Here is a 23,893-nt window from a genome sequence, read left to right as displayed (position 1 = left end):
CAAAAGCCGCCCCGGCGTGTGTACCATTCATCCGTCGCCGGGCGGCTTCCCCCGTGGCCGCCCGGCGCTTACTCTCCCCCGCCGTTCTAGACTGAGCGGGATGACCCACCCCGACAGCCCCGCCGAGGCGCTACCCTGTTCGGCCCGTGGGTGTCGCACCCCGGCCCGATGGGCACTGCGCTGGAACAATCCCCGCCTGCACCGGCCCGAGCGGCGCAAGACCTGGCTCGCCTGTGACACGCACCGCGCGTCCCTCGGTGACTTCCTCGGCGCACGGGGCTTTCTGCGTGAGGTCGCCCCGATGGCGGGATCGCCTACGCTCGAAGAGTGGACGCGTACAACGGAAAGCCAGCCCGGTGAGCGCGAGGAGTGAGCTTGCGAGCCCCGCAGTCGCGAACGAAAGGCTGACCCGGTGAGCGCGAGGAGTGAGCTTGCGAGCCCCGCAGTCGCGAACGAAAGGCTGACCCGGTGACCGATGACGCACCTGAGGTCCCGCCGCCGGCCGCGCCGACCAGCCCGCTCGAACCGTGGCCGGACACCGTCCGGTGGCAGTCGATATCGACCGACCTGATCTGGGTCGAGCTGCTGCGCCTGGCGGCCGGCGTGGCCGTCGTCGCGGCGGTGCTCGGAGTCGGCTGGGTGGTTACCGGTTCCTGGCCGTTCGGGGTGGCACTCGGTGCCGTCGGGCTGTTCGCGCTCTGGCGGGTGGTGACCATCGTCCGGGCGGTGCGGGCCTGGGGCTATGCCGAACGTGAGGACGACCTGCTGGTCCGGCACGGTCTGCTGGTCCGCCGGCTGTCCATCGTCCCGTACTCCCGAATGCAGTTCGTCGACGTCAGCGCCGGCCCGTTGGAGCGGGCGTTCGACCTGGCGACCGTGCAGTTGCACACCGCGGCGGCGGCCAGCGACGCCCGGGTGCCGGGGCTGCGTCCGGCGGAGGCGTCCCGGCTGCGGGACCGCCTGACCGCGCTCGGCGAGGACCGGGCGGAAGGACTGTGAGCGGCTCGGCCGCTCCCGGTCCGGACCGGACCCCGGCCGGCGCGGACGAGCAGGATCACGTCGGGGACGCGACGGGCGGTCAGGCCGCCGGCCGGCCCGCTGGCTGGGCCGGTTCGCCGCCACCGGCCTCGCCGGCACGGCAGCGGCTGCATCCGTTGAGTCCCGTGCTGCACGGCGCCAAGTCACTGGTCGTGGTCATCGCCGGGCTGTCCTGGTCGACCCTGTCGCGGGTCGGGATCGGCTGGTTCACCGCCATGGTGATCGTGCTCGCGCTCGGCGCGAGCGTGCTGGCCGTGGTCAGCTGGTACAACACCGGCTACCAGGTGGTGGGCCGCGAGTTGCGCATCCACGAGGGGTTGCTCTGGCGCCGCAGCCGGGCGATCCCGCTGGAACGGCTCCAGGCCGTCGAGGTGGTCCGGCCGTTGCTCGCCCAGCTCACCGGGCTGGCCGAGCTGCGACTGGAGGTGGTCGGCGGCGGCAAGACCGAGGCCCCGCTGGCGTACCTCAGCCTCGCCGAGGCCGCGGCGTTGCGGCAGCGCCTGCTGACCCTGGCCGGTCACCCCTCCGGCGCGGTGCCGGCGGCCCAGGCCCAGCCGATGCCGGCCGGCGCCGAGCCGCCTGCGCAACCCGGGCGACGGTTGCACTCGGTGAGCAACCGGGATCTGCTGATCAGTCAGCTGCTGACCCCGCAGGCGTTCCTGCTGCCGCTCGGGGTGGCCTTCGTGGCGACGCAGTTCCTGTCCGAGGGGTCCTGGTCCTTCATCGCGGTGGCGAGCACGCTTACCGCGATGGCGGGTGTCCTGCTGCAACCTGTCCGCCGGGTCCTCGACGACTGGCGGTTCCAGTTGGCCCGCGACGACGACCGGCTGCGCATCCGCAACGGCCTGCTGGAGACCAGGTCACAGACCGTCCCGTTGCACCGGGTGCAGACCGTGCGGGTGACCTGGCCACTGCTGTGGCGGATGAAGGGCTGGCTGCGGCTGCGGCTGGAGGTGGCAGGTTACTCCGCCGGCGAGGCCGACGAGCGCAACCGGCCGGACCGGTTGCTGCCCGTCGGTGACCAGCCGACGGGCGAGATGATCGTTGCCGAGGTACTGCCCGGGGTGGCGCTGGCGTCGTTGCCGTTGCGGCCCCCACCGGCCCGGGCCCGCTGGGTGAACCCGTTGAGTCGCCAGGTGCTCGGTGCCGGTCTGACCGAGCAGGTCTTCGCGGTCCGCTCGGGCCTGCTCACCCGTCAACTGACGGTCGTACCGTACGCCCGGTTGCAGAGCGTACGGGTGGTGCAGGGGCCGGTGCAGCGGCTGCTCGGGTTGGCCACCGTGCACGCCGACACCGCCGGTGGAGCCGGCGCCGCGGCGGTCGACCGGGATCTCGCCGACGCGTGGGCGCTGGCGGCGGAGCTGACCGCCCGGGGCCACTCCGCCCGCCGCCCCACCTAATCCCCCACCCCACCCCACCCCCATCCGCGATCTTGCACTTCTTGTCGCCGCATGAGCCGCAAAAGGGTCATGTCGGCGACCGAAAGTGCAAGATCCACGAGGTGGGTGGGAGCGGTCAGCGGGTGGAGGGTTTGGTGGGTGCGTCGGTGGGCGGCGGCGGCGGGGCGAGGGCGGGGCGGGTGACGGGGTCGGGGTCGGGGTTGGGGTTGGGGTCGGGGTTGGGGTTGGGTGGGGTGTGGCGGGCTTTTCGGCGGGCCCACAAGCGTTCGGCCCAGCCGACCGCCAGGAAGGTCATGGCGACGTACGCCCAGCCGACCAGCACGTCGATCACGTAGTGCTCGCCGCTGTACACCAGGGTGAACGTCATCGCCAGCGGGTAGGCCAGCAGCAGCGGCCACCAGCGACGCCGGACGTTACGCAGGAAGAACACCACCACGAACAGGGCGAAGGCGGTGTGCAGCGACGGCATCGCGGCCACCGGGTTGGAAGCCAACTGCCCGGCGTTGAGCAGGTTGCCCGCCCCGTGCATGCCGAACGCCTTCCAGCCCCGGGTGGAGATCCGGGCGACCTCCTCGATCAGCCCGTTCTGTGCAGCCCACCAGGGCGGCGCGGCCGGGTAGAGGAAGTAGGTGATCAGGCCGGTGGCGCAGAGGAAGAACCAGCGGCGCATGAACGCCGCCCACCGGCTGCGCTCGCGTAGCCAGAGCACCGCGGCGGCGGCCAGCGCCGCGACGAAGTGGGAGAAGTAGACCCAACTGACCAGGACGTCCCACCAGCGCACCTCCGGCTGGTACAGGTGCTGCTGCAACCAGACGGTCGGCACCTGGCCATCCATGGCCCAACCGAACATCAGGCGATCGGCCAGGATCAGTTCGTAGGCGTGCGGCACGGTGCCGTCGTGGTACGCGAACCCACGGGAGAGGTTGTAGGCCACCAGCAGCAGGACCACGGGCACCCAGTCCCGGGCGAATTGCAGGTGGCTGCGCCACGGTCGGGCGGAGTACCAGGCGATGGTGCCGGCCCAGATCCAGAAGAACGCGTACACCGGATCGGTGGGCAGGCCGATGACGAGCCAGCCCGCCACGAAGGCGACGCCCCAGACCGACATCGCGATCACACGGCGGCGCCCGCCGTCGCGGGGGGCGGGCGGCTCGGTCGAGGCTGGGGGCTGAGGGTCGGTCACGGCAGACATCGCGGACAAGGTTAGCGGCGACCTGCGCAGGACCGGACGCAGGAGCACCTGCGTGGCGCATCTGCCCGGCCGCGTGGCCCGCGCTCCGCCGAACACCTACGCTGTGGCCATGCAGGAGCTGACGGAGCAAACCCTGGCCCCGGGTCTGACCGCCCGGGTCGAGTTGACCGTCACCGACGCCGACACCGCTCAGGCGGTCGGTTCCGGTGACGTCCCGGTGCTCGGCACCCCACGGGTGCTCGCCCTGGCCGAGGCGGCGACCGTGGCCGCCACCGCCCGCCACCTGCCGAGCGGCTCGACCACCGTGGGTACGCGGGTGCAGCTGGAGCACCGGGCCGCGACGCCGGTGGGCCGCACGGTCGCGGCGCAGGCCCGGCTGACCGAGGTCGACCGACGCCGGCTGGTGTTCGAGATCACCGTCACCGAGGGCGGCCAGACCGTCGCCGAGGGACGGGTGGAGCGGGCCCTGGTCGATCGGCACCGGTTCCTGGAACGAGCCGGCGGGGCCGCATGACGACGACCGGCCGCTTCGTCGAGGTCGCCGACCGGGTGCTGGTGCTCCGTGAGCCGGTGCTCGCGGTGAACGTCACGCTGGTGCTGGGCGACGGCGCGGCGCTGCTGGTCGACACCCTCTCCACCGCCGGGCAGGCGGCCGAACTGGCCGCCGCCGTACGCACGGTCACCACCGACCCGCTGACGCTTGTCAACACCCACCACCACTTCGACCACTGCTTCGGCAACGCCACGCTCGCCGGTGACCCGCCTCGCCCGGTCTGGGCGCACGAACTGGCCGCCGGGGCGATCCGCGACGAGGCGGACCGGCTGCGCCGGGAGGCGTACGCGGAGTTGCACCCCGGCCATCCGGAACTCGCCGCCGAACTGGCCGACACCGCGCTGCTGGCCCCCACCCACACCGTGCGCACCGAGGCGGTCCTCGACGTCGGCGGCCGACAGGTGGTGTTGCGCCACCCCGGGCGCGGGCACACCGATGCCGACCTCGTCGTGCAGGTGCCCGACGCCGACCTGCTGGTCGCAGGTGACCTTGTCGAGCAGGCCGGTCCGCCGGCGTTCGAGGACTCGTACCCGTTGCAGTGGCCCGACGCGCTGGCCGAGCTGGCGCGGTCGATCTCACCGTCGACGGTGGTCGTGCCCGGGCACGGCGAGCCGGTCGACGCGGAGTTCGTTCGCGCCCAGCACGCCCAGCTGGTGGAGTTGGCCTGGCTGATCCGGGCTGGGCACACCGGTGGCGCACCACCGGAGCGGGTCGCCGCCGACGCTCCGTTCCCGGCCCGGCACGCGCTGGCCGCCGCCCGGCGCGGCTATGCCGAACTGGACGGCACCGCCTGACCGGGCCCGCTGCCGGCGATGGCGGGCCGGTTCGTCGTCAGTCGCCGAAGCGCTGGCGCACCTCGGCGCGGGTGGGCATGGCGACCGCGCCACCGGGACGTTCGCAGACCAGGCCGGCGACCCGCAGGGCGTACCCGACCCGCTCGTGCCAGCCGGACGGCTCGGCCGGCTCGCCGTCGGTCAGCAGGTCGGCGACGAGGGCGGCCATCACCGAGTCACCTCCGCCGGTGGCGTCGACGGCGTCGACCTTCGGGGCGGGTACGCGCACCGGATCGGCATCGGCGGCGGCGACCACCGCGCCGGCGGCGCCGAGGGTGACCACCACGGTGGCCGCGCCCAGTTCGCGCAGGTAGACCGCCACCGATTCGACCGGTTCACCTGGATAGAGCAGTTCTGCGTCGGCCGCGCTGAGCTTGACCAGGTGCGCCCCGGCGGCGAATTCGGCGACCACCTCCCGCAGCCCGGCCAGCGCCTGCGGGCCGGCCAGCAGCCGGGGGCGGACGTTCGGGTCGAACACCCGCAGCCCTGAGGCAGCCGCCCAGGCTCGGCGGGCGGCGGCCAGCGTCGTCGGTGCCAGCAGCACGATCGAGCCGCAGTAGAGCACGTCGGCGCCCTCGACCAGGGCGACGTCGAGTTCGTCGGGACCGAGCAGCGCGTAGGAGGGCGGCTCGCCGTAGAAGCGGAAGTCCGGCTCCGCGCCGGAGAAGGTGGCCACGGCCAGCGTGGTCGGCACCGCGGCGGTGACCGCGCCGGCCAGCCCCACCTGTTCGGCGGTGAGGAAGGCGCGGATCCGACCGGCGAGCACGTCGTCGCCGAGCGACCCGGCGAACTGCACGGCGCCACCGAGCCGGGCGACACCGACGGCCACGTTCAGCGGTCCGCCACCGATCGCCTGTCGGTAGACCGGCGCGCCGTCGCACTCGCTGTCCAGCAGGTCGACGAGCGCCTCGCCGAGCACGACCGCGTATCCCATCGTCAGGTCCTTCCGTCTGCCGTACGTGATGCCCAGGCTGGCACAGCGAATGTGTGCCGGGCGTGGAAGCCACCGTATTGGCGCGACCTGGGTGTCGCGCACCGGGTCCGTGCCACGCATCGAGGGGTGACTATTGCGCGGATCGGCCCGGCGTGGTGGGATGGTGGTGCCGGGTGGCGCGGGGCTGCGCGTCCACCGGCGCCGGGCTTCACATCGCGCGAGGGCATTCACGCGTCGACACTCCGCTGGCGACAGCGTGCCGGCTGGGCCATCCGTCCCCATCCGCACGGTTGCCACGTAGTCGCATTTCGCCCGCAGCGGGGGTGGCACCAAATCCGCCACCTCGCTCGTTCGGCGGGGCGCACCAACGCAATGCGCTCCGCGAGTCAGGAGAACCCGTGCACCGTCCACGTTTGGCCGCGCTGCTAACCGCGGCTTTCACTCTTCTCGCGGGTGCGGTCGTCGTGACCGCCAGCCCCGACCCGGCCGTCGCGCACGGCGCGGCGATGACGCCGGGCGCCCGCACCTTCCTGTGCTGGCGCGACGGTCTCACCCAGACCGGTGAGATCAGGCCGAACAACCCCGCCTGCGCCGCCGCCGTCGCGCAGAGCGGAACGAACTCGCTCTACAACTGGTTCAGCGTGCTGCGTTCGGACGCCGGCGGTCGCACCACCGGCTTCATCCCGGACGGCCAGCTGTGCAGCGGCGGGGCCACCGGCTTCCGTGGCTACGACCTGGCCCGTAACGACTGGCCGCTGACGCACCTGACGGCCGGCCGGTCGATCGAGTTCAAGTACAGCAACTGGGCCCACCACCCGGGCACGTTCTACTTCTACGTGACCCGCGACAGCTGGAGCCCGACCCGGGCGCTGGCCTGGAGCGACCTGGAGGCCCAGCCGTTCCTGACGGTGACCAACCCGCCGCAGCGCGGCGCGGTCGGGACCAACGACGGCCACTACTACTTCACCGGTAACCTGCCGTCGAACAAGAGCGGCCGGCACATCATCTACTCCCGGTGGGTGCGCTCGGACAGCCAGGAGAACTTCTTCGGCTGCTCCGACGTGGTCTTCGACGGTGGCAACGGTGAGGTGACCGGCATCGGCGGTAACCAGACCACTCCGCCGCCGAACCCGACCACCCCGCCGCCGAACCCCACCACTCCGCCGCCGAACCCCACCACCCCGCCGCCGAACCCCACAACCCCGCCGCCGGGCCCCGGTGGCTGCACCGCGACGGTCAAGGTGACCAACAGCTGGTCCGGTGGGTTCCAGGGTGAGGTCGAGATCCGCAACACCGGCACCTCCGCGCTGAGCGGTTGGACCGCCAACTGGAGCTGGCCCGGTGGTCAGCAGATCAGCCAGGTCTGGAACGCCACCCAGACCACGTCCGGATCGTCGGTGACGGCACGCAACGTGTCGTACAACGGCACCGTGGCGGCCAACGGCAGTACGAGCTTCGGCTTCCTCGCCAGCGGCAGCAGCGCAACGCCGACGGCGACCTGCTCCAGCAGCTGACCGTCAGCAGCACGAAGAAGGGGGCCCTTTGCGGGGCCCCCTTCCGCTTGTCCGCATCTGCTCTCGTCAGCGCACCATGGAGCCGACGACGGGCTTGGTCAGCAGGGCCGACTGGTTGCGCTGGATGCCCGGGTCCAGCGTCTTCGCGACGAAGATCGCGTGCCAGATGCAGAAGATCAGCACCGTCCACACCTTGCGGGAGTGGTCGAACTCCTCCCGCTTGTGCTCCTCCAGCAGACGCAGCGCGTACGACAGGTCGAGCAGGTCACCGGCACCGGAGGTGGACAGCACGTGCCGGGCCCACTCGTACATCTCGCCGCGCAGCCAGACCCGGGTCGGGGTCGGGAAGCCCAGCTTCTTGCGGTTGACGATGGCCGGCGGTACCACGCCCTGCAACGCCTGGCGCATGGCGTACTTGGTGGCGTCGGAACGCGGCGGCAGCTTCAGCTCCACCGGAATCTTCGCCGCCACCTCGAACACCGCCCGGTCGAGGAAGGGCACCCGCACCTCCAGCGAGTGCGCCATGGAGATCCGGTCCGCCTTCACCAGAATGTCGCCACGCAGCCAGGTGTAGAGGTCGACGTACTGCATCTTGGTCACGTCGTCCAGCTCGGTGCACTCGGCGTAGATCGGCGCGGTCACGTCGGTGTAGCGCACCGACGGGTCGTAGCGGCGCAGCAGCTGCTGCTTCTCCTCCTCGGTGAACATCCGGGCGTTGCCGTAGTAGCGCTGCTCGATCGGCGTGGTGCCGCGCTCCAGGAAACTTTTGCCCTTGACCCCCTGCGGGATCGCCTTGGAGACCGCCCGCAGACCCTTCTGCACCCCGTCGGGCAGCCCGTTGACGCCACTCAGCGACAGCGGCTCCCGGTAGATCGTGTAGCCGCCGAAGAACTCGTCGGCGCCCTCGCCGGAGAGCACCACGGTGACGTGCTCGGCGGCCTTCTTGGCGACGAAGTAGAGCGGCACCAGCGCCGGGTCGGCGACCGGGTCGTCCAGATGCCAGACGATCTTCGGCAGCGCCTCGATCATGTCCTGTGGCCCGATCTTGGTCGGGATGGTGGTCACGTCGAGGTGACGGGCCGAGTCCTGGGCGACGTCGATCTCGGAGTAGCCCGGCACGTCGTAGCCGACGGTGAAGGTGAGGATGTTCGGGTTGAACTCCCGAGCCAGCGCGACCACCGCCGTGGAGTCGATCCCGCTGGACAGGAACGAACCGACCGGCACGTCGGAGCGCATGTGCATGCGTACGCTCTCGCGCAGCGTCTCCCGGATCTCGTGGTAGAGCTTCTGCTCGTCGGAGACCGGGGCGGGCCGGAACACCGGCCGGTACCAGCGCCGCACGTCGATCCGGCCACCCGGGGTCCAGGTGAGGTACTCCCCCGAGCCGATCCGGTTGATTCCCCGGTGCAGGGTGCCGGGCTCGGGGACGTACTGCAGGGTCAGGTAGTGGCTGAGGTTTGCCGGGTCGACCCCGGCGTCTCCGGCGTACGCGGACTGGGCGAAGGGCAGCAGGGCCTTCTTCTCCGAGGCGAGGTAGAGCCCGTCGGCGGTCTCCAGGTAGTGCAGCGGCTTGATGCCGTAGTAGTCGCGGGCACCGAACGCGCGGCGCTCCTGCCGGTCCCAGATGACGAAGGCGAACATGCCCCGCAGCCGGGTGAGCACCTGCTCGCCCCAGTAGTGGTAGCCGGCGACGATGACCTCGCCGTCGCCGTTGGTGGCGAACCGGGCGCCGTGCTCGCGGATCAACTCCTCGCGCAGCTCGATGTAGTTGTAGATCTCGCCGTTGAAGGTCAGCAGGTAACGCCCGTCGGCGTAGGGCAGTGGCTCGTGACTCAGCGCGACGTCGATGATCGCCAACCGTTTGTGGGCGAACACTCCGTCCGCGTACCGGCCGGAGGCGTCGCCGACCACCTCGACCCCGGTCTCGTCCGGGCCGCGGTGGTGCAGGCATTCCAACGCCCCGGCGATGTTGTCGCGGTGGGCGGCGGCGTCGCCGCGCGCACTGAAGAAAGCCAGGAGTCCGCACATGTCCGTCATCTTTCCACGCGCGTTGATCGGCCGTCGCGGCACTGTCGGGCTCACCGCGACGGCCACCGGCGGGTCGGCCCGGGACCGGGTTCGCGGTACCGTCGGGACCAGCAACGAGGCGAGAGGGGCGGGGCATGACCGAGGAACGCACCGACGGCGAGCCGACCGACGGCACCGAGTCGCACGACCCGGACTTTCCACCGGCGTTCCTGTCGTTCATGCGGCAGGGCTGGCGGGACACCACCCTGCCAGTCGGCCCACGGCCGGAGGTGCCGAACTACGCCAAGCGCCGGGCCGCGCTCTCGGCGGCCTTCCCGGGTGAGACGCTGGTGATCCCCACCGGCGCCGAGAAGGTACGCGCCAACGACACCGAGTACCGGTTCCGGCCGGGCAGCGACTTCGCGTACCTGACCGGTGACCATGATCCGGACGGCGTGCTGGTGCTGCGGCCGACCGGCTCCGGCCACGACGCCACGCTGTACATGCGGCCCCGCTCGTCCCGGGAGAACGACGAGTTCTTCCGCAGCCGGCACGGCGAGCTGTGGGTGGGACGGCGACACACCCTGACCGAGAAGTCGACCGAGCTAGGCCTGCCCACCGCCGATCTGACCGAGCTGGACGCGGCGCTGGCCGACCTGGCGCCGGCGCGTACCCGGGTGCTGCGCGGCTTCGACACCCGGGTGGACGCCGCGGTGCGACCCTGGGACGGCCCGCGAGACGAGGGGCAGCCGGCCCGCGACCGCGAGCTGGCGATCGCCATCTCGGAGCAGAAGCTGGTCAAGGACGAGTGGGAGATCGCCCAGCTCCAGGAGGCGGTCGACGCCACCGTACGCGGCTTCGAGGACGTGGCCCGGGCGCTGCCGGCCGACCGGGGTGTCTCCGAGCGGCTGCTGGAGGGTATCTTCGCGCTGCGGGCCCGGCACGACGGCAACGACGTCGGCTACGGCTCGATCGTCGGTGCCGGTGAGCACGCCACGATCCTGCACTGGGTGCACAACCACGGCGTCACCCGTCCGGGCGAGCTGCTGCTGATGGACATGGGCGTGGAGGGCCGCCACCTCTACACCGCGGACGTGACGCGGGTGCTGCCGGTCAACGGGCGGTTCACCCCGTTGCAGCGCCAGGTCTACGACGTCGTGTACGCCTCGCAGCAGGCCGGCATCGAGTTCATCAAGCCCGGCGTGACCTTCAAGGACGTCCATCTGACCTGCATGCGGGTGCTCGCCGAGGGACTTGCCGACCTGGGGCTGCTGCCGGTGAGCGTGGACGAGGCGATGGACGAGAACTCGATGGTCTACCGCCGCTGGACGCTGCACGGCTTCGGGCACATGCTCGGCATCGACGTGCACGACTGCTCGAACGCCCGCAAGGAGATGTACCGCGACGGCACGCTGGGCGAGGGGTACGTGCTCACCGTCGAGCCGGGGCTGTACTTCCAGCCGGAGGACGAGCTGGTGCCGGAGGAACTGCGCGGCGTCGGCATCCGGATCGAGGACGACGTTCTGGTCACCACCGCCGGTGCGGTGAACCTGTCGGCGGGCCTGCCGCGCCAGGCCGACGAGGTGGAGACCTGGCTGGCCGAACAGCGTGCCGCCGGGCCGCGACTGCCTGGCTGATCGGAACGCCCGGCTGATCGGGCGAGACCGCGTCTGCCGCGTTGCACAGGCTCGTCAGCGCCTTGGCGCCGGCTACCGAGGGCGGACCCCCGCCGGAGCGATGCTCTTGGCATGGGGTCCGCCCTCGTCTGTCCGGTGGATCGAGCGTTTGTCCTGGTCAACCGCTTTCAGCCAGGTCTTGCGGGATGGTCGGGTGATGCCCGATCAGGTGCCAATGCGGGGTTGTTTCGGATTCATCCCTCTCGCGAGGAACATTCTCATACGGTGGTCATCAGAGGCTGCAACCGATTTGTAGCTGCTCGCGCCCATTCGCTCGGTGCGAGCCAGTCTGGTAGCAGGAAAGGGCGGAAGGCTCTGATGTCTGATGACGTGACCACTTCCTACGGTGGGCCGCCCCCGGCGCCACCACCGGCGGCACCGCCGGGACTTCGACGACGAAAACTATGGCTGACAGCGGGCGTCGCCGGCCTGACCGGCGTCGTCGGTCTGGCCGCGCTGGGTGGGGTGGCCGCCCGCGACGACCGACCCGAAAGTTCGGGCCGCACGGACGCGCAGTCCAACGCCCGGCAGAACGTCAGCGACGCCGGGAAGGCCGAAGCGACCGAAAGCGGCGATACCAAGGAGTCGGCCGGCGAGCATGCCGGCCGGAAGGGCGCCGGCCGCAAGGACACCGCTGGTGACAAGCACCGGGCGCACGAGGTGCCCTGCGACGCCGACAAGCTGATCCAGGCGATCGTGCACGCCAACCAGAACCATGGTGCCGTACTGAACCTGGCCCGGCACTGCACGTACGAACTGACCCGCAGCGACGACGGCAACGGGCTGCCGGTGATCACCAAGCCCATCACGTTGAAGGGTGACGACAGCAAGATCCTCCGGGCCGCGAACGTCGAGCGGTTCCGCATCCTCAACGTCGGTCGAGGTGGTCACCTGACGCTGAAGGGCGTCACGGTCAAGGGCGGGCAGACCACTGCGGGCATGACGACCACCGCGCCGGTCGCGGGACTGGAACTCGGCACCGCGAAACCCGCCGGGACCGCCCCGGCGGCCGGAGCCGAGGCCAAGGCAGCCGAGGCCAAGGCAGCCGGGGCCAAGGCAGCCGGGACCAAAGCAGCCGGGGCGAAGCCCACGACCGACGGGGCTAAGACGACCGGGGCCAAAGCAGCTGGGGCCACTGCGGCCGGAGCAAAGGCGGCCGGGGCCAAGGCGGCACCGGCGGCGAAGCCGTCAGCGGCGGCCAAGGCCGGGGCCGTCGGAGCGGACGTCGCTCCGCCGAGCATCGCCGCCGACGGCGTCGACGGGGGTGGGATTCTGGTGCAGCGGGGCGGTACCGCCGACCTGGAGCACAGCCTGATCGTGCAGAACCAGGCGACGCGCAACGGTGGCGGCATCGCCAACTACGGCACCACCACGATCCGCAGCAGCACCGTGGAACAGAACAGTGCCGGCAGCTTCGGCGGCGGCGTGTTCAACGCGGGCACGCTGCGGGTCGAGGAGTCGAAGATCGTGTACAACAACTCGGGCGCTGGGGGCGGCGGCATCGCCAACGGCTCCACGCCCAACGGATTCGCCGGCACCGGCGGCACGGTCTGGATCTGGAAGAGCACGATCAGCCACAACCGGACCGGGGTGCTCGGCGGCGGGGTCTTCGTCAACGGCGGCGACACCACTGCCGTCCAGAGCCAGCTCACCGACAACACCAGCAGCCTCGACGGCGGCGGTCTGGTCGCTCTCGGCGACAGCCGGGTGAGCCTGGAGCACCTGCTCGTCGTCCGGAACTACGCGAGCGACGATGCCGGCGGCCTCGGGATCGCCGAAGACTCCACCGCCGTCATCGACCACAGCGTCCTCAAGGAGAACGTGGCCGCCAACGGGGCTGCCGGCGGTCTGTTCAACGACGGCGCCTCGGTGACCCTGCGTGACTCCGAGCTGTGGGCGAACCAGGCGACGGGTACTGGTGGTTTCGCGGGCGGCATCGTCAACCAGGACGGCGTCACCACCCTGATCCGGACCAAGGTCGCCGACAACGTGGCCACCAACGCTCCCGGCGGCATCTACACCGACAACGACCAGGTGAAGATCGACCGGCAGTCCGCGGTCACCGGCAACCGACCGACCAACTGCGTCGGTAGCCCGGTCATCCCCGAACGCTGCTTCGGCTGACCGACGCCGGGGCGAGCGACAGGCAACAGGACAGCACCACCACATAGAGGGGCTCCTCCGTGCCGCTCGGCGCGGAGGAGCCCCACCTTCTTTTCCACTTCTCCCCTCCAGACCCGTCCGCGCAGGTCCGAGCGGAAGCCACCCGGGCGTGCCGATCAGCACGGCCCTGGGTCTCGCTAGTCACCGTCGTACCTAATGTGGGGTTATTTCGGATAAGGGCCTGAGGCGAGGAACATTCTCATACGGTGGTTCTGGGAGCTACAACCGATTTGTAGCAGGGGACGCTCGCCTGTGCGTGACGACCCTGTCTGGTACGACGAGAGGGCAGAGAGCTCCGATGTCCAACTATGTAGCTAAGAACAACGCCAGCGAGCCGGAGGCGACGCCCAAGCGGCGTCGTAAGCTCTGGCTCGCCAGTGGCGTCGCCGGGCTCACCGGCGTGGTCAGCATCGCCGCCGTCGGGGTCGCCACCGGCGCCGGCGCGGTTGGTACCGATGGTCTGCGCTGGTCCACCGCCCAGCAGGTCAGCAGGGACGGCGACCAGAACGCGGTAGCGCCCGAGGAGCACAAGGGCAAGAAGGAGGACCGGGCCGACGACGCCGCCGACGAGCGTGGCCGGCACGACCAGAAGCGGGACGACGAGAAGCGGGACCACGGCAAGGAGGTGCCCTGCGACAGCGACAAGCTGATCCAGGCCCTGGTCTACGCCAACGAGAACCACGGCGCTGTGCTCAACCTCGCCAAGGGATGCACCTACTCCCTGACCCGTTCCGACTACGGCGACGGGACCGGCCCGAACGGCCTTCCGGTGATCACGGAGAACGTGGTGCTCAAGGGCCACGACACCAAGATCGTCCGGGACGCCACGGCCGAGGAGTTCCGGATCCTCAACGTGGGTCGCGGCGGAAACCTGACCGTCAAGGGCCTGACCATCAAGAACGGTCAGACCCGGGCGCTGCCGGTCAACGGCGACACGCCGGAAGCGGTCTGGTCGCGGTTCTCCAACTCGGTCGAGGCGACGAAGGCCGCCGAGGCGAAGCAGGAGTACCTGCCGTTGCTCCAGGCCGAGCCGAAGGGCATCGCGCTCAAGGCCAAGGCCGCGAGCGCACCGTCGGTGCTTGTCGAACCGGAGTCGAACGACGGTGGTGGCGTGCTCGTGCAGCCCGGCGGCACCGCCTCCTTCGAGGAGACGCACATCGTCGCCAACCAGGCCGGCGGCGTCGGTGGTGGCCTGGCCAACTTCGGCAAGGCCAGCCTCTACCACACCACGGTCGCGGACAACACCGCCTTCCTCTACGGCGGCGGCATCTTCAACGCGGGCGTGCTGCGGGTGGCCGAGTCGACCGTGAAGAACAACGACGCGATCATCGGCGGTGGCGGCATCGCCAACGGCGCGGCGTTCATCTTCCGTCGGGACATCGACGGCGGCACCGCCTGGATCGAGAAGACCGAAATCACCAGCAACGAGGTGCTCGGCTTCGGCGGTGGCGTGCTCGACATCGAGGGCAACACGACCGTCCGGTACTCCAAGATCACCGGGAACACCGCGGTCCTGGCCGGCGGCGGCGTCACCGCGGCCGGCGACGACAGCACCCTCGAACTGGCCCACGTCGAGGTCGCCAAGAACACCACGGTCGGTGTCGGCGGTGGCCTGGCCCTCGGCTTCCGCGCGATCGCCAACGTCGAGGAGACCAAGATCGTCGAGAACAAGGCCGGCTTCTTCGGCGGTGGCGTGTTCAACGGCACCGGTGAGGCGACCTTCCGGCACAGCGAGATCAGCGGCAACCGGGCCGTCGGCCCGCTGGGCGTCGGCGGCGGCATCTTCACCGTCGCCGGTGTGATCGACCTGGAGAAGACGAAGGTGGCGCACAACTTCGCCACGCTCACCGCTGGCGGTGTCTTCAGCTTCCTCGGTGAGGTGAACGTGGACGACAAGTCGGCCATCACGGCCAACAAGCCGACCAACTGCGCCGGCACCTTCACCCCGATCCCGAACTGCTTCGGCTGATCAACGCGGTGCCGGCACCCGCCGGACCGAGGTGACGGGGACTTCGGCCCCGCCGGGACGATCCAGCAGGATCGGACCGGCGGGGCCGGAGCGTGTCACCGGCACGGCACTACCGCTGGACGAACACCGCCACACTGCGCGCCGGTACGGTGAACGTGCCGCTGGCCCGGTCGAAGGCCGCGGTACGCAGCACCGGGTCGGCCGAGGAGCGCAACACCGGGTGCAGCGTCACGTCCGCCCCGCGCAGTCCGGTCACCCGCTGCGTGGCGGTCTCCGGGGTGGCGTTGAAGACCACCGTCACCGACCTCCACGCACCACCGAGCCCACCGGCGTCGAGGGTCATGGTGAGCACCCCCGGGGTCTCGTCCGCGCCGGACAGCGGGAAGGCGACCCGGCGCTGCACCTCCTTCGCGGTGGGCAGCCCGAAGACCGGCGACGAGGCCCGGATCCGCAGCAGTTCGGCGTAGCGGGCGTCGGTCAACTCGACCGCCGCGCAGTCCGGCACCAGCGACGGATCGGCCAGCAGCGGCTTCGCGTACGGCCACTTGTCCCGGTTGTCCTCGGCCGCCGGCAGCCCGATGCCGAAGCCGTTGCCCTGGGCGCAGTCCCACCGGATCTGGTTGAACCAGTCCCCCGAGTTGTACGAGTTACGGTCCAGCGACTTCGACCGCAGCCGCTCGGTGCCGGTGGTGACGAAGCCGGCGCCCTGGCTCATCACCACCGTGCTCAGCGCCAGCACCTGCATCCGGGCCCGGTCCGTGGCCGAGGTGTCCTGCGGCAGCTTGTACGCCAGCGCGTCGTACAGGATCTCGTTGTCGTGCGCGTCGACGTAGGTGACCGCCTCCCCGGGCGCGTCGGTGTAGCCGGCCGGCGAGCCGTTGTAGTCCACCTCGGCGCCGGTGACCTGCCGGCCCGCCGAGTCGACGAACCGGTAGCCGCGCAGGTTGCCGGTCAGGCCCACCTTGACCAGGTCGTGCTGAGCCAGCAGCCGGGCCCGTTGCTCGGCGGCCGAGCCGTTCACCGGATCGCCGTTGGGGTCGGTGTACAGCCCGGAGGCGAAGCCCTGCCGGCGTGGGTTGTCGTCGAACGGGCCGCCGCCGCGCACCGCGTCGCGTAGCCGGTCGTTGAACGTGCCGATCCCGGTGCCGGCCATGTTGGCCTGGCTGGCCTGGACGAAGCGGGCATCGTCGGCCACCTCGCCGAAGTTCCAGCCCTCGCCGTAGAGCAGGATGTCCTTGCCCTCCACCCCGTCCCGGGCCACCGTCAGCTCGTCAAGTGCGGCGCGTACGGCCAGGATGTTCGCCTTCGGGTGGTGGCCCATCAGGTCGAACCGGAACCCGTCCACCTTGTACGCCTTCGCCCAGGTGACGAGCGAGTCCACCACCAGCTTGCCCATCATGGCGTGCTCGGGCGCGGTGTTCGCGCAGCAGGTGGAGGTGGCCACCGTGCCGTCGTCGAGCAGCCGGTGGTAGTAGCCGGGCACGATCTGGTCCAGCACCGACTTCGGGTCGGTGCCGGCGGCCGAGGTGTGGTTGTAGACCACGTCCATGACCACCCGCAGGCCCGCGCCGTTGACCCCGGCCACCATCTGCCGGAACTCGGTGGTGCGCCCGGCGCCGGCCGGGTCGACCGCGTACCCGCCCTCGGGGACGGTGTAGTGCAGCGGGTCGTACCCCCAGTTGTAGCCGTCGGTCTCCTTCACCTCGGCCACGCACTCCTGCTGCCGCTCCGAGTCCGGTGGCAGGGCGGCCAGGTCACAGTCCGGCTGCCGCTGGTCGGCCCGGCGCTCGGGGATGGTGGCGAAGTCGAACGCCGGCAGCAGGTGCAGGTGGGTCACCCCGGCGTCGCTTATCGCCCCCAGGTGGCGCATGCCGGCGGTGGCCGGGTCGGTGAAGGCGAGGAAGGTGCCCCGCCGCTGCGGCGGCACGGTGTCGTCGGCGATGGAGAAGTCCCGCACCGACAGCTCGGAGATCTGCACCCTGGCCGGCGGCACCGCGGCCGGCTTGCGCAGCCGCGCCCAGCCCGCCGGGGCGAGTCTCGGGTCGGTCAGGTCGACGATCTGGCTGTGCGTGGAGTCCGCCGCCAGCGCCACCGAGTACGGGTCGGTGACCGAGGCGGTGACCAGCTGCTGCGTGGCCGGCTGCCACGCCTGCACCCGGTAGCGGTAGTACTTGCCGCTCCAGGACCGCTGCCCGCGTACCGACCACACGCCGGTGCGGTCGTCGCGGCGCATCGCCACCTGTCGCGCGGTGGCGGTCGGCGCGTCGTACAACTCCAGCGACACCGTCCGGGCGGTGGGTGCCCAGACCGACAGGGTCGGTACACCACCGGTGAACGTGGCACCGAGCCGCGCGGCGGTGGCCGGCGCGTACACGTCGTCGAGCACACCCGGGATCTGCACGCCGGTGGCGCCGAGCAGGGTGCCGTCGGCGGCCCGCTCGGTCACCAGCAGCTGCCCGCGCAGGGCCGCCGGCACCCTGGCCAGATCGCGTCGGTCCAGGGTGAAGGCCCGGTGGTCCCACAGGTGCGGGAAGGTCGCGCGCTGGGCCTCGGTGAGCCCGTTGCGCCGCGCGGTCAACGGCAGCGAGGTGTACGTCCCGACCAGCTCGCCGTCGACCACGCGCACCCCGCCGGTCGGCGCGGCCACCAGCGCGTACGCCCGACCGTCGGTGGGGCCGGTGCGCCAGGCGACGGTGGACCTGTCGATCCAGTGCGCCCGCTGCTTGCTGATGTCGGCGTCCGTACCGGATCCGGTGGCCGTCGCCGGCAACAGCCGGCCCGGAGTCGCGGCGAGCAACCAGACCTCACGGCCGGCGTCGGCGAAGTCGAGCCGCTGGTCCTGCGGCAGGTCCTTCTCGTCGCCGCGATGGATGATGTAGCTCAGCCCGGTCGCGCCCTCGGCCAGCGGCACCCGGAACTCCGCGCCGAAGGAGTCGGTCCGGGTCGGCGGCATCGGCGTCGCCCAGTCGGTGGGGGTGGCCGCGCCGTCCCACAGGTGCAGGCCCCAGCCGTCGTAGTCGCCGTCGGGGCGGTGGTAGTGGATGACCGCCGTGCCCTCCTCGACCGGCGGGGCGGGCTCGCCGGTGGCCTCCTCCCGGGTCTGGTACGTCGCCGGGTCGCCCTGCTTGACCCAGACCTCACCGGTGCGGGTCACGTCCACGGTCCGGTCGTTGTCCACGTCCTTGTTGCCGTCGGCGTCGACCACCAGGAACCCGACGGTCTTCGCGCCGGGCTTGAGCTTCACCCAGGCGAACCGTCCGTACGCGTCGCTTCCCGCGAACGGCTGCCCCTGCGGCCACTCGGTGGCGTACTCCGGGTCGATGTCACCCCAGGCGTACAGCCCCCAGTCGGCGTAGTCGCCGTCGGGGCGCTGGTGGTGGACCACCAGCCAGTCCCGCGACGAGCCGGGCAGGTCCGGGGTGCCGACGGTGGTGGTGGACCGGGCGGCGGCGGTGCGGCCCCGGCCGTCGCGGACCACCGCCTTGTACTCGATCTTCGTGCCGGCAGCCAGACCGGTCAGGTCGTGGTGCACGGTGTAGGGCGCACGCTGGGCGGAGCCGAGCAGCGTCCACTTACCGCCGGCCACCCGGGTGGCCATCGCGACGTGGGCCAGCGGGTCGCCGGTGACCTGGGCGGTCACCTCGGCCCGGGTGGCCGGCGATCCGGCGGGCGCGGTGATGGTGATGCCCGGCTTGGCGTCGGGCAGTGCTACCGGCTTGTCCGCCCGGTGCACCGCCGCCGACAGGGGCGGCACGGTCAGGGTCAGCTTCCCGTCGCCCGTGGCGACCGGTCGGGCGGTGGCACCGTGGATGCCCGTGAAGGTGGCACCGCCCGACCAGGTGTCCACGGTGACGGTCTGCGCGCTCGTGGCGTTGTTTACCGCGACCAGGTACTCGGTGCGGTCGTCCGGGTCGAACCGGGAGAAGGCGAAGACCCCGGGTCCGTCGGCGGCGTACCGGGTGACCTGCACGCCGTCGCGCAGGGCCGGGTGGGCCTGGCGCAACCGGCCCAGGTCGGCGATGGTGCGGTAGAGCGGGTGCGTCGGGTCGAACTGGTCGACCGCGTGGCTGCGGTCGGTGCCGAGCAGGTCGTCGTCGAGGTAGTCCGGGGTGCGTGAGGCGAACATCGGCTGCCGGGCGTCCTTGTCCCCGCCGGCGCCGGTGAAGCCCTGCTCGTCACCGGAGTAGATCACCGGCTGGCCCCGGGTGAGGAACATCAGCTCGTGGGCGAGCTGGTCCCGACGCAGGTGGCTGGCCGGGTCGGTGGGGCCGTTGGCGATGAACGAGCCGATCCGGCCCATGTCGTGGTTTCCGAGGAAGGTGGTGAGCCGCCCGGCGTGGGTGTCCCGGGCGGCGTAGAGGTCGTCGCGGGCGTAGAGCTCGGCCAACGCCTTGGCCGATCCGTCGTTCGCGGTGTAGCCGCGCGCGGCCTCCTGGAAGCCGAAGTCCAACGTGGCGGGCAGCCCGCCCTGCCGCACGTAGCTGGAGGCGATCTCCGGGTCCGCGCTGTACACCTCGCCGAACATGAAGAAGTCCCGCTTGCCGGCGCGGGCCGCCGCCTGCTGCACCCCCTGGCTGAACTGCGGCCAGAAGTCCATGTTGACGTGCTTGACCGTGTCCAGCCGGAAGCCGTCGACACCGGTCGCCCGCACCCAGTCAGCGTAGATCTCCGTCATGCCACGGACCACCTCGGGCCGCTCGGTCCACAGGTCGTCGAGGCCGAAGAAGTCGCCGTACTCGCTGTTCTCCCCGGCGAAGGTGGAGTCACCGCGGTTGTGGTACATGGTGGGATCGTTCAACCACGCCGGGACCTTGACCTTCGCGTCGGCCCGGGTCTCGAACGTCGGGGTGTACGGGAACGAGTCGCCGTCGACCTTCGGGAAGTCGCGGCTGCCGTCGGCGTAGTTACGGTCCTCGAACGGTCGGCCCTGCGCGTCGCGGTAGGGTGCGGTCGCCTTGTCGACGTAGGTGTACGTGTCCTCCTCGTAGGCGATGACGTCGGCGGTGTGGTTGACGATGACGTCGAGGTAGACCTTGATGCCGCGCCGGTGCGCGAGCTTGACCAGTTTCTTCAGGTCGGCGGGGTTGCCGAAGTGGGGGTCGACCTGGGTGAAGTCGGTGATCCAGTAGCCGTGGTAGCCGGCCGACACGTCGTCGCCCGCACCCTGCACCGGCCGGTTCTTGAACACCGGTGCCAGCCAGATGGCGGTGGTGCCCAGCCCCTCGATGTAGTCGAGTCGCTCGGTAAGTCCCTTGAGGTCACCGCCCTGGTAGAACCCCTTGTCCGTGGGGTCGTACCCGGTGCGCAGCCGGTCGCCGGCAAGGCCGCCGCGGTCGTTGCGCGGATCGCCGTTGGCGAACCGGTCCGGCAGTACGAAGTAGAACTGCTCGGCCTTCGCCTGGTTGCGGCCGGCCGCGAGCAGGGCCGTGGCGGAGGGTTCCCGGTGCCAGGTGACGGCACCGGTGGCGCTCGGTGCCCCGATGCCGGCGGACCGACCGATCGCGGCGGCGGGGGTCACCGCGACGGGCGTGCCGACCAGGGTGACGGTGAGCAGGAAGACGAGGGCGAGCAGGATTTTTCGCGGTGTCGGCGGGGGTTTCATCGACGGCCTTCCTCTGGTCGCTGATTGGCCCGCACGCTAGCCCTTGCCGAAAAATTCTGCAATACCTTGCAAACAGGCCCGCAACAAAGCAGACACTTGCGCAAGACGGGACCGTCACCCGTGCGCGTGAGCTAACGACGACTGCGGCAGGTGCGCCCGGAGACGGTGCAGCTCGCGGGACGGGGATCGGCCGACTCGATGTGGAAGCGCAGGTACACCGACGACCAGGCATCCAGGTCCGGCCCGCTGCGGTAGGTAAGCGTCCCGCCGGTGCCGCTGAACGTCCCCTGCGGCACGCCTTCCAGCCAGGCGGTCACCACCCGCCCGCCCGGGTAGTCCACCCGCGCCACCCAGTCCAGGTCACGATGGGAGGTGTTGCGGATCGACACCTCGGCGATGAAGCCGCCGTGAAACGTGTGCAAGACCCGGTAACGCGCGTCGATCGGCGCGGGCGGCGGTGCCGGCGGCTCCGTCGTACGGGACGGTGCCGCCGATGGCGGCGGGGACGTCGTGCGCGAGGCGCTCGGGGTCGGGCTCGGCGGGTCGGTCCGGCGTGGGGACAGCCCGGGCACCGCGACCGACGGCGGTGTCGACACCTCCCGATCCGCCGAGGAGGCCCGCTCGGGTATCGGCGCGGCGGCGACCGGGGGCTGCCCCGGCGGCACCGGCTGGAAGTCCGGCCCGGGACCCCGGTACGCGCCGACCGCGATGACGAGCAGCACCACCATGATGACGACCCCGATCGACACCAGGATCCACGGCGAGGAAGCCACGGCGGCGGAGCCGTGCGGCGGGAACTGACGGGGAGCGCGACGCGTACCGGACATGTCTCTCCTCAGCGGGCAGCCCGGCAAGCGTAACGATCTTCAGCCGCGCCGGAAAGTGCCGGACGAATCATGAACTGTCCTACCCCATCCCGCAGCCGGATCCATTCACCGTGCACTGTGTCGGGTACTCGCCGCCCCCGGTACGGGTGAACCGCAGTTGCACCGACTGCTGGGCGCCGGCGGCGAGCTGACCGGTGCCGCTGAGCAGGTACCAGCCGCTACCCCTGATGGTCACCGACACTCCGGGGCCGCTGGAGGCGCGGATGCCGGTGACGCCGCCGCTGAAACGCAACTCCACCTGCCAGTCTTCCGACCGGCTGGTGCCGTTGCGGACCACCAACTGGGCCTCGAAATGGTCCGCGTCGTCGCTGTCCTGCACCCGGTAGCTGGCGGTGACCGCCCCACCCTCGTCGGCCGGCGCCGCCGGTGCCGACGCACTCGGCGACCGGCTGGCGTCCGGCCGGACGACCGATCCGGTACCCGACGGGTCGGTCGGCGGTTCCGGCGAGCCGGACCGCGAGGGTGAGCCGGTCGGGCTCACCGAAGCCGTCGAGGTGGCCGAGGCGGACGGACCGGTCGAGGCGGTCGACCGTGCCGTGGGCGTCGACTCGCCGCCCTGCCCGGCTGTCGGCAGGCTCACCGGCGGGCCCGGCGACCAGGCCGACGGACTTTCGGGACCACGGAACGACAACAGCGCCACCACCAGCAGCACCGCCAGGACCGCGACGCCGACCAGCACCACCACCCAGGGCGCGGAGGCGATCATCCTGGACAGGGCATGCCCACCGGTGGCGCCACCGTCGCCTTTCCGGTCAGCGCTGGCATCGTCGGCATCGTCGTGCCGGTCACCGGTGCCGGGACGGTTGTCGTCGCCGTACCGGTCACCGGTGGCATCGTCGTTGGCGTCATCACCGGACGGCCGCACTGACATTGAGGTCCCCACTCGTCGTCGCCGACGGGCAGCCTAGTCACGCCGGCCCGGGGCGCGAAACGGGCAGGCGCCGAAGCCGTCCGACCCGCGCGACGTTTCGCAACCAGCGACGTGCCCTACCTGGCCGGTCGGCGGCCAGCGTCGTCCCGCTGGCTCAGCCCGTCCGGACCACGGTGCAGATGGCCAACCCCTGCTCGGTGCGGCGCAGCAGGTAGCGGTACCGTTCGCCGGGCACCTGCCGGCCCTGGCTGTCCAGGAACTCCCACCGCACCGCCACCTCCACGAGCAGCGCGGAAATCTGCTGTACCTGCTCGATGTCGGCGTGCGCCGCGACCAGCTCGCGCTCGGTGTAGTCCGGCGCGGCGCCCACGAAGGACAGCGCGACGGCAGCCGGCGAGTTGAACGAGAAGCTGTAGGTGTCGGCGACCACCAGCCCGGGCAGGGCGTAACAGCCGGCGATCGCCGGCACGTCACCGACAGTCAACGCCACCCCGTACCGGTCGAAGAAGTCGGTCAGCAGGTCGAGATCGGTGGAAGCAGTCACGCCGCAACCAATTGCCGGAGCGCGTCAGGCCGAAACCTCAACGCGGCGGGATCCGCACCTCGATCTCGCTGCCCAGCCGGGCACCACCGTGCAGACCCAGGTCGTCCCCGCTCCAGAACCGGCCCGGGTCGTACCAGCTCGGTCGTCGTCCGACCGGCAGCAGACCCATCGCCTCGTAGGTGACCGCGACGACCTCGGCGCAGTACGCGGTCTCCAGCGCCAGGTCCCGCGCCGTCTGGCCGCGTCGCCACGCCGCTGGCAGCGGCAACCGCGTCGACGGTACCCGGCCCCGCAACCAACGCCAGGCCAGCTGCGCGGTGGACGGGAACGGTGTGCCGTCCAGCCGGGCGACGGTCCGCAGCACCGACCGCTCCATCTCCGCATCGGCCGGTGGCTCGAGCTGGCGCAGCCAGCCACGCTGGCCGTACCGGTTGCCCCAGACGCAGACCGCGTCGCGCAGGTCGTGCAACTGCACGCCACGTTGGTGGCTGCCGGTCCACAGGTCCGGCAGCGACCGGCCCAGCTCGGCGTGCCACATCAGCGGCGGCATGTCGTCCAGCACCACCGCCATGCCGACATGGTTGACCGGGCTGTTGGTGGTCAACTGGATGGCCCGGTCGGGCACGCTGCGGCCACGGAAGACCCACAGATCGCCGGTACGGGTCAGCTCCACCGCCTCGTCCAGGCTGATGCTCATAGGGGACTACCCT

At 71.2% G+C, this 23,893-nt stretch carries 17 protein-coding genes and 1 pseudogene; 10 read left to right on the top strand and 8 right to left on the bottom strand.

The genetic code is table 11. The features are described 5' to 3' along the window. The first annotated feature begins 100 nt into the window (after nt 1-100). The 3 genes from KBX00_RS15805 to KBX00_RS15795 all read left to right on the top strand — a co-directional run bounded on the left by KBX00_RS15805 (nt 101) and on the right by KBX00_RS15795 (nt 2,438). Nucleotides 101-373, top strand: a complete 273-nt coding sequence (locus KBX00_RS15805; protein ID WP_210827608.1) for a hypothetical protein — start codon at nt 101-103, stop codon at nt 371-373. A gap of 95 nt (nt 374-468) precedes the next feature. Beyond that, on the top strand, nt 469-999 hold the full coding sequence (locus KBX00_RS15800) for a PH domain-containing protein (protein ID WP_210827607.1): 531 nt from the start codon (nt 469-471) through the stop codon (nt 997-999). Then, nucleotides 996-2,438: a PH domain-containing protein gene (locus KBX00_RS15795; protein ID WP_210827603.1), complete on the top strand. Its 1,443-nt coding sequence runs from the start codon at nt 996-998 to the stop codon at nt 2,436-2,438. Before KBX00_RS15800 ends, KBX00_RS15795 begins: the two co-directional genes overlap by 4 nt. A gap of 115 nt (nt 2,439-2,553) precedes the next feature. Here KBX00_RS15795 and KBX00_RS15790 read toward each other — a convergent pair whose 3' ends face one another. Further along, entirely contained in the window at nt 2,554-3,630 is a 1,077-nt protein-coding gene (locus KBX00_RS15790) for a phosphatase PAP2 family protein (RefSeq protein WP_210827593.1), read from the bottom strand. 109 nt (nt 3,631-3,739) lie between these two features. On the opposite strand from KBX00_RS15790, the gene KBX00_RS15785 reads away from it, so the two are divergent. Next, entirely contained in the window at nt 3,740-4,144 is a 405-nt protein-coding gene (locus KBX00_RS15785; RefSeq protein WP_210827591.1) for a thioesterase family protein, read from the top strand. Then, nucleotides 4,141-4,977: an MBL fold metallo-hydrolase gene (locus KBX00_RS15780; protein WP_210827589.1), complete on the top strand. Its 837-nt coding sequence runs from the start codon at nt 4,141-4,143 to the stop codon at nt 4,975-4,977. The genes KBX00_RS15785 and KBX00_RS15780 overlap by 4 nt, the downstream gene beginning before the upstream one ends. A 37-nt stretch (nt 4,978-5,014) precedes the next feature. Here KBX00_RS15780 and KBX00_RS15775 read toward each other — a convergent pair whose 3' ends face one another. Continuing rightward, the gene (locus KBX00_RS15775) at nt 5,015-5,950 is read right to left on the bottom strand and encodes a PfkB family carbohydrate kinase (RefSeq protein ID WP_210827587.1); all 936 of its coding nucleotides are present in this window, start codon (nt 5,948-5,950) and stop codon (nt 5,015-5,017) included. Between the two features lie 398 nt (nt 5,951-6,348). Between KBX00_RS15775 and KBX00_RS15770 the strand changes: the two genes are divergently transcribed. Then, on the top strand, nt 6,349-7,464 hold the full coding sequence (locus KBX00_RS15770) for a lytic polysaccharide monooxygenase (protein ID WP_210827585.1): 1,116 nt from the start codon (nt 6,349-6,351) through the stop codon (nt 7,462-7,464). Nucleotides 7,465-7,530: 66 nt separating this feature from the next. Here the strand turns inward: KBX00_RS15770 and asnB are convergent, their stop codons facing one another. Then, nucleotides 7,531-9,492 carry an asparagine synthase (glutamine-hydrolyzing) gene (gene asnB, locus KBX00_RS15765; RefSeq protein ID WP_210827583.1) on the bottom strand — a complete coding sequence of 654 codons (1,962 nt, stop codon included), beginning with the start codon at nt 9,490-9,492 and terminating at the stop codon, nt 7,531-7,533. A 134-nt stretch (nt 9,493-9,626) separates the two neighbouring features. Between asnB and KBX00_RS15760 the strand changes: the two genes are divergently transcribed. The 3 genes and pseudogenes from KBX00_RS15760 to KBX00_RS15750 all read left to right on the top strand — a co-directional run bounded on the left by KBX00_RS15760 (nt 9,627) and on the right by KBX00_RS15750 (nt 15,279). Next, on the top strand, nt 9,627-11,108 hold the full coding sequence (locus KBX00_RS15760) for an aminopeptidase P family protein (protein WP_210827581.1): 1,482 nt from the start codon (nt 9,627-9,629) through the stop codon (nt 11,106-11,108). Between the two features lie 357 nt (nt 11,109-11,465). Next, nucleotides 11,466-12,107, top strand: a pseudogene (locus KBX00_RS29845) (right-handed parallel beta-helix repeat-containing protein); the annotation flags it as partial. 1,501 nt (nt 12,108-13,608) lie between these two features. Continuing rightward, nucleotides 13,609-15,279, top strand: a complete 1,671-nt coding sequence (locus KBX00_RS15750; RefSeq protein ID WP_210827577.1) for a hypothetical protein — start codon at nt 13,609-13,611, stop codon at nt 15,277-15,279. Nucleotides 15,280-15,388: 109 nt separating this feature from the next. Here KBX00_RS15750 and pulA read toward each other — a convergent pair whose 3' ends face one another. The 3 genes from pulA to KBX00_RS15735 all read right to left on the bottom strand — a co-directional run bounded on the left by pulA (nt 15,389) and on the right by KBX00_RS15735 (nt 22,474). Beyond that, a complete protein-coding gene (gene pulA / locus KBX00_RS15745; RefSeq protein WP_210827576.1) occupies nt 15,389-20,881 on the bottom strand; it encodes a pullulanase-type alpha-1,6-glucosidase in 5,493 nt (1,830 codons plus the stop codon). A 131-nt stretch (nt 20,882-21,012) separates the two neighbouring features. Then, entirely contained in the window at nt 21,013-21,708 is a 696-nt protein-coding gene (locus KBX00_RS15740) for a cellulose binding domain-containing protein (protein WP_210827575.1), read from the bottom strand. 79 nt (nt 21,709-21,787) lie between these two features. Beyond that, complete coding sequence (locus tag KBX00_RS15735) at nt 21,788-22,474, bottom strand: cellulose binding domain-containing protein (RefSeq protein ID WP_210827574.1); 687 nt, start codon at nt 22,472-22,474, stop codon at nt 21,788-21,790. 12 nt (nt 22,475-22,486) lie between these two features. Between KBX00_RS15735 and KBX00_RS15730 the strand changes: the two genes are divergently transcribed. Beyond that, nucleotides 22,487-22,636 (top strand): hypothetical protein, encoded by a 150-nt coding sequence (locus KBX00_RS15730; protein ID WP_210827573.1) that lies wholly within the window; start codon nt 22,487-22,489, stop codon nt 22,634-22,636. Nucleotides 22,637-22,793: 157 nt separating this feature from the next. Here the strand turns inward: KBX00_RS15730 and KBX00_RS15725 are convergent, their stop codons facing one another. Together KBX00_RS15725 and KBX00_RS15720 are read right to left on the bottom strand one after the other, a co-directional pair. Then, nucleotides 22,794-23,183, bottom strand: coding sequence for a hypothetical protein (locus tag KBX00_RS15725; RefSeq protein WP_210827572.1), 390 nt, complete (start codon nt 23,181-23,183; stop codon nt 22,794-22,796). A gap of 37 nt (nt 23,184-23,220) precedes the next feature. Then, nucleotides 23,221-23,880, bottom strand: coding sequence for a hypothetical protein (locus KBX00_RS15720; RefSeq protein WP_210827571.1), 660 nt, complete (start codon nt 23,878-23,880; stop codon nt 23,221-23,223). Between the last annotated feature and the right edge of the window lie 13 nt (nt 23,881-23,893).

Source organism: Micromonospora sp. C95 (genome assembly GCF_018070465.1).
Taxonomy (GTDB): Bacteria; Actinomycetota; Actinomycetes; order Mycobacteriales; family Micromonosporaceae; genus Micromonospora.
This window is presented reverse-complemented; position numbering and strand designations above follow the sequence as displayed.

Coding starts and splice junctions, on each gene's coding strand:
- pulA (WP_210827576.1), bottom strand. CDS start 20,881: ATGAAACCCCCGCCGACACCGCGAAAAATCCTGCTCGCCCTCGTCTTC.
- asnB (WP_210827583.1), bottom strand. CDS start 9,492: ATGTGCGGACTCCTGGCTTTCTTCAGTGCGCGCGGCGACGCCGCCGCC.
- KBX00_RS15720 (WP_210827571.1), bottom strand. CDS start 23,880: ATGAGCATCAGCCTGGACGAGGCGGTGGAGCTGACCCGTACCGGCGAT.
- KBX00_RS15780 (WP_210827589.1), top strand. CDS start 4,141: ATGACGACGACCGGCCGCTTCGTCGAGGTCGCCGACCGGGTGCTGGTG.
- KBX00_RS15750 (WP_210827577.1), top strand. CDS start 13,609: ATGTCCAACTATGTAGCTAAGAACAACGCCAGCGAGCCGGAGGCGACG.
- KBX00_RS15735 (WP_210827574.1), bottom strand. CDS start 22,474: ATGATCGCCTCCGCGCCCTGGGTGGTGGTGCTGGTCGGCGTCGCGGTC.
- KBX00_RS15740 (WP_210827575.1), bottom strand. CDS start 21,708: ATGTCCGGTACGCGTCGCGCTCCCCGTCAGTTCCCGCCGCACGGCTCC.
- KBX00_RS15760 (WP_210827581.1), top strand. CDS start 9,627: ATGACCGAGGAACGCACCGACGGCGAGCCGACCGACGGCACCGAGTCG.
- KBX00_RS15730 (WP_210827573.1), top strand. CDS start 22,487: ATGCCCACCGGTGGCGCCACCGTCGCCTTTCCGGTCAGCGCTGGCATC.
- KBX00_RS15785 (WP_210827591.1), top strand. CDS start 3,740: ATGCAGGAGCTGACGGAGCAAACCCTGGCCCCGGGTCTGACCGCCCGG.
- KBX00_RS15775 (WP_210827587.1), bottom strand. CDS start 5,950: ATGGGATACGCGGTCGTGCTCGGCGAGGCGCTCGTCGACCTGCTGGAC.
- KBX00_RS15790 (WP_210827593.1), bottom strand. CDS start 3,630: ATGTCTGCCGTGACCGACCCTCAGCCCCCAGCCTCGACCGAGCCGCCC.
- KBX00_RS15805 (WP_210827608.1), top strand. CDS start 101: ATGACCCACCCCGACAGCCCCGCCGAGGCGCTACCCTGTTCGGCCCGT.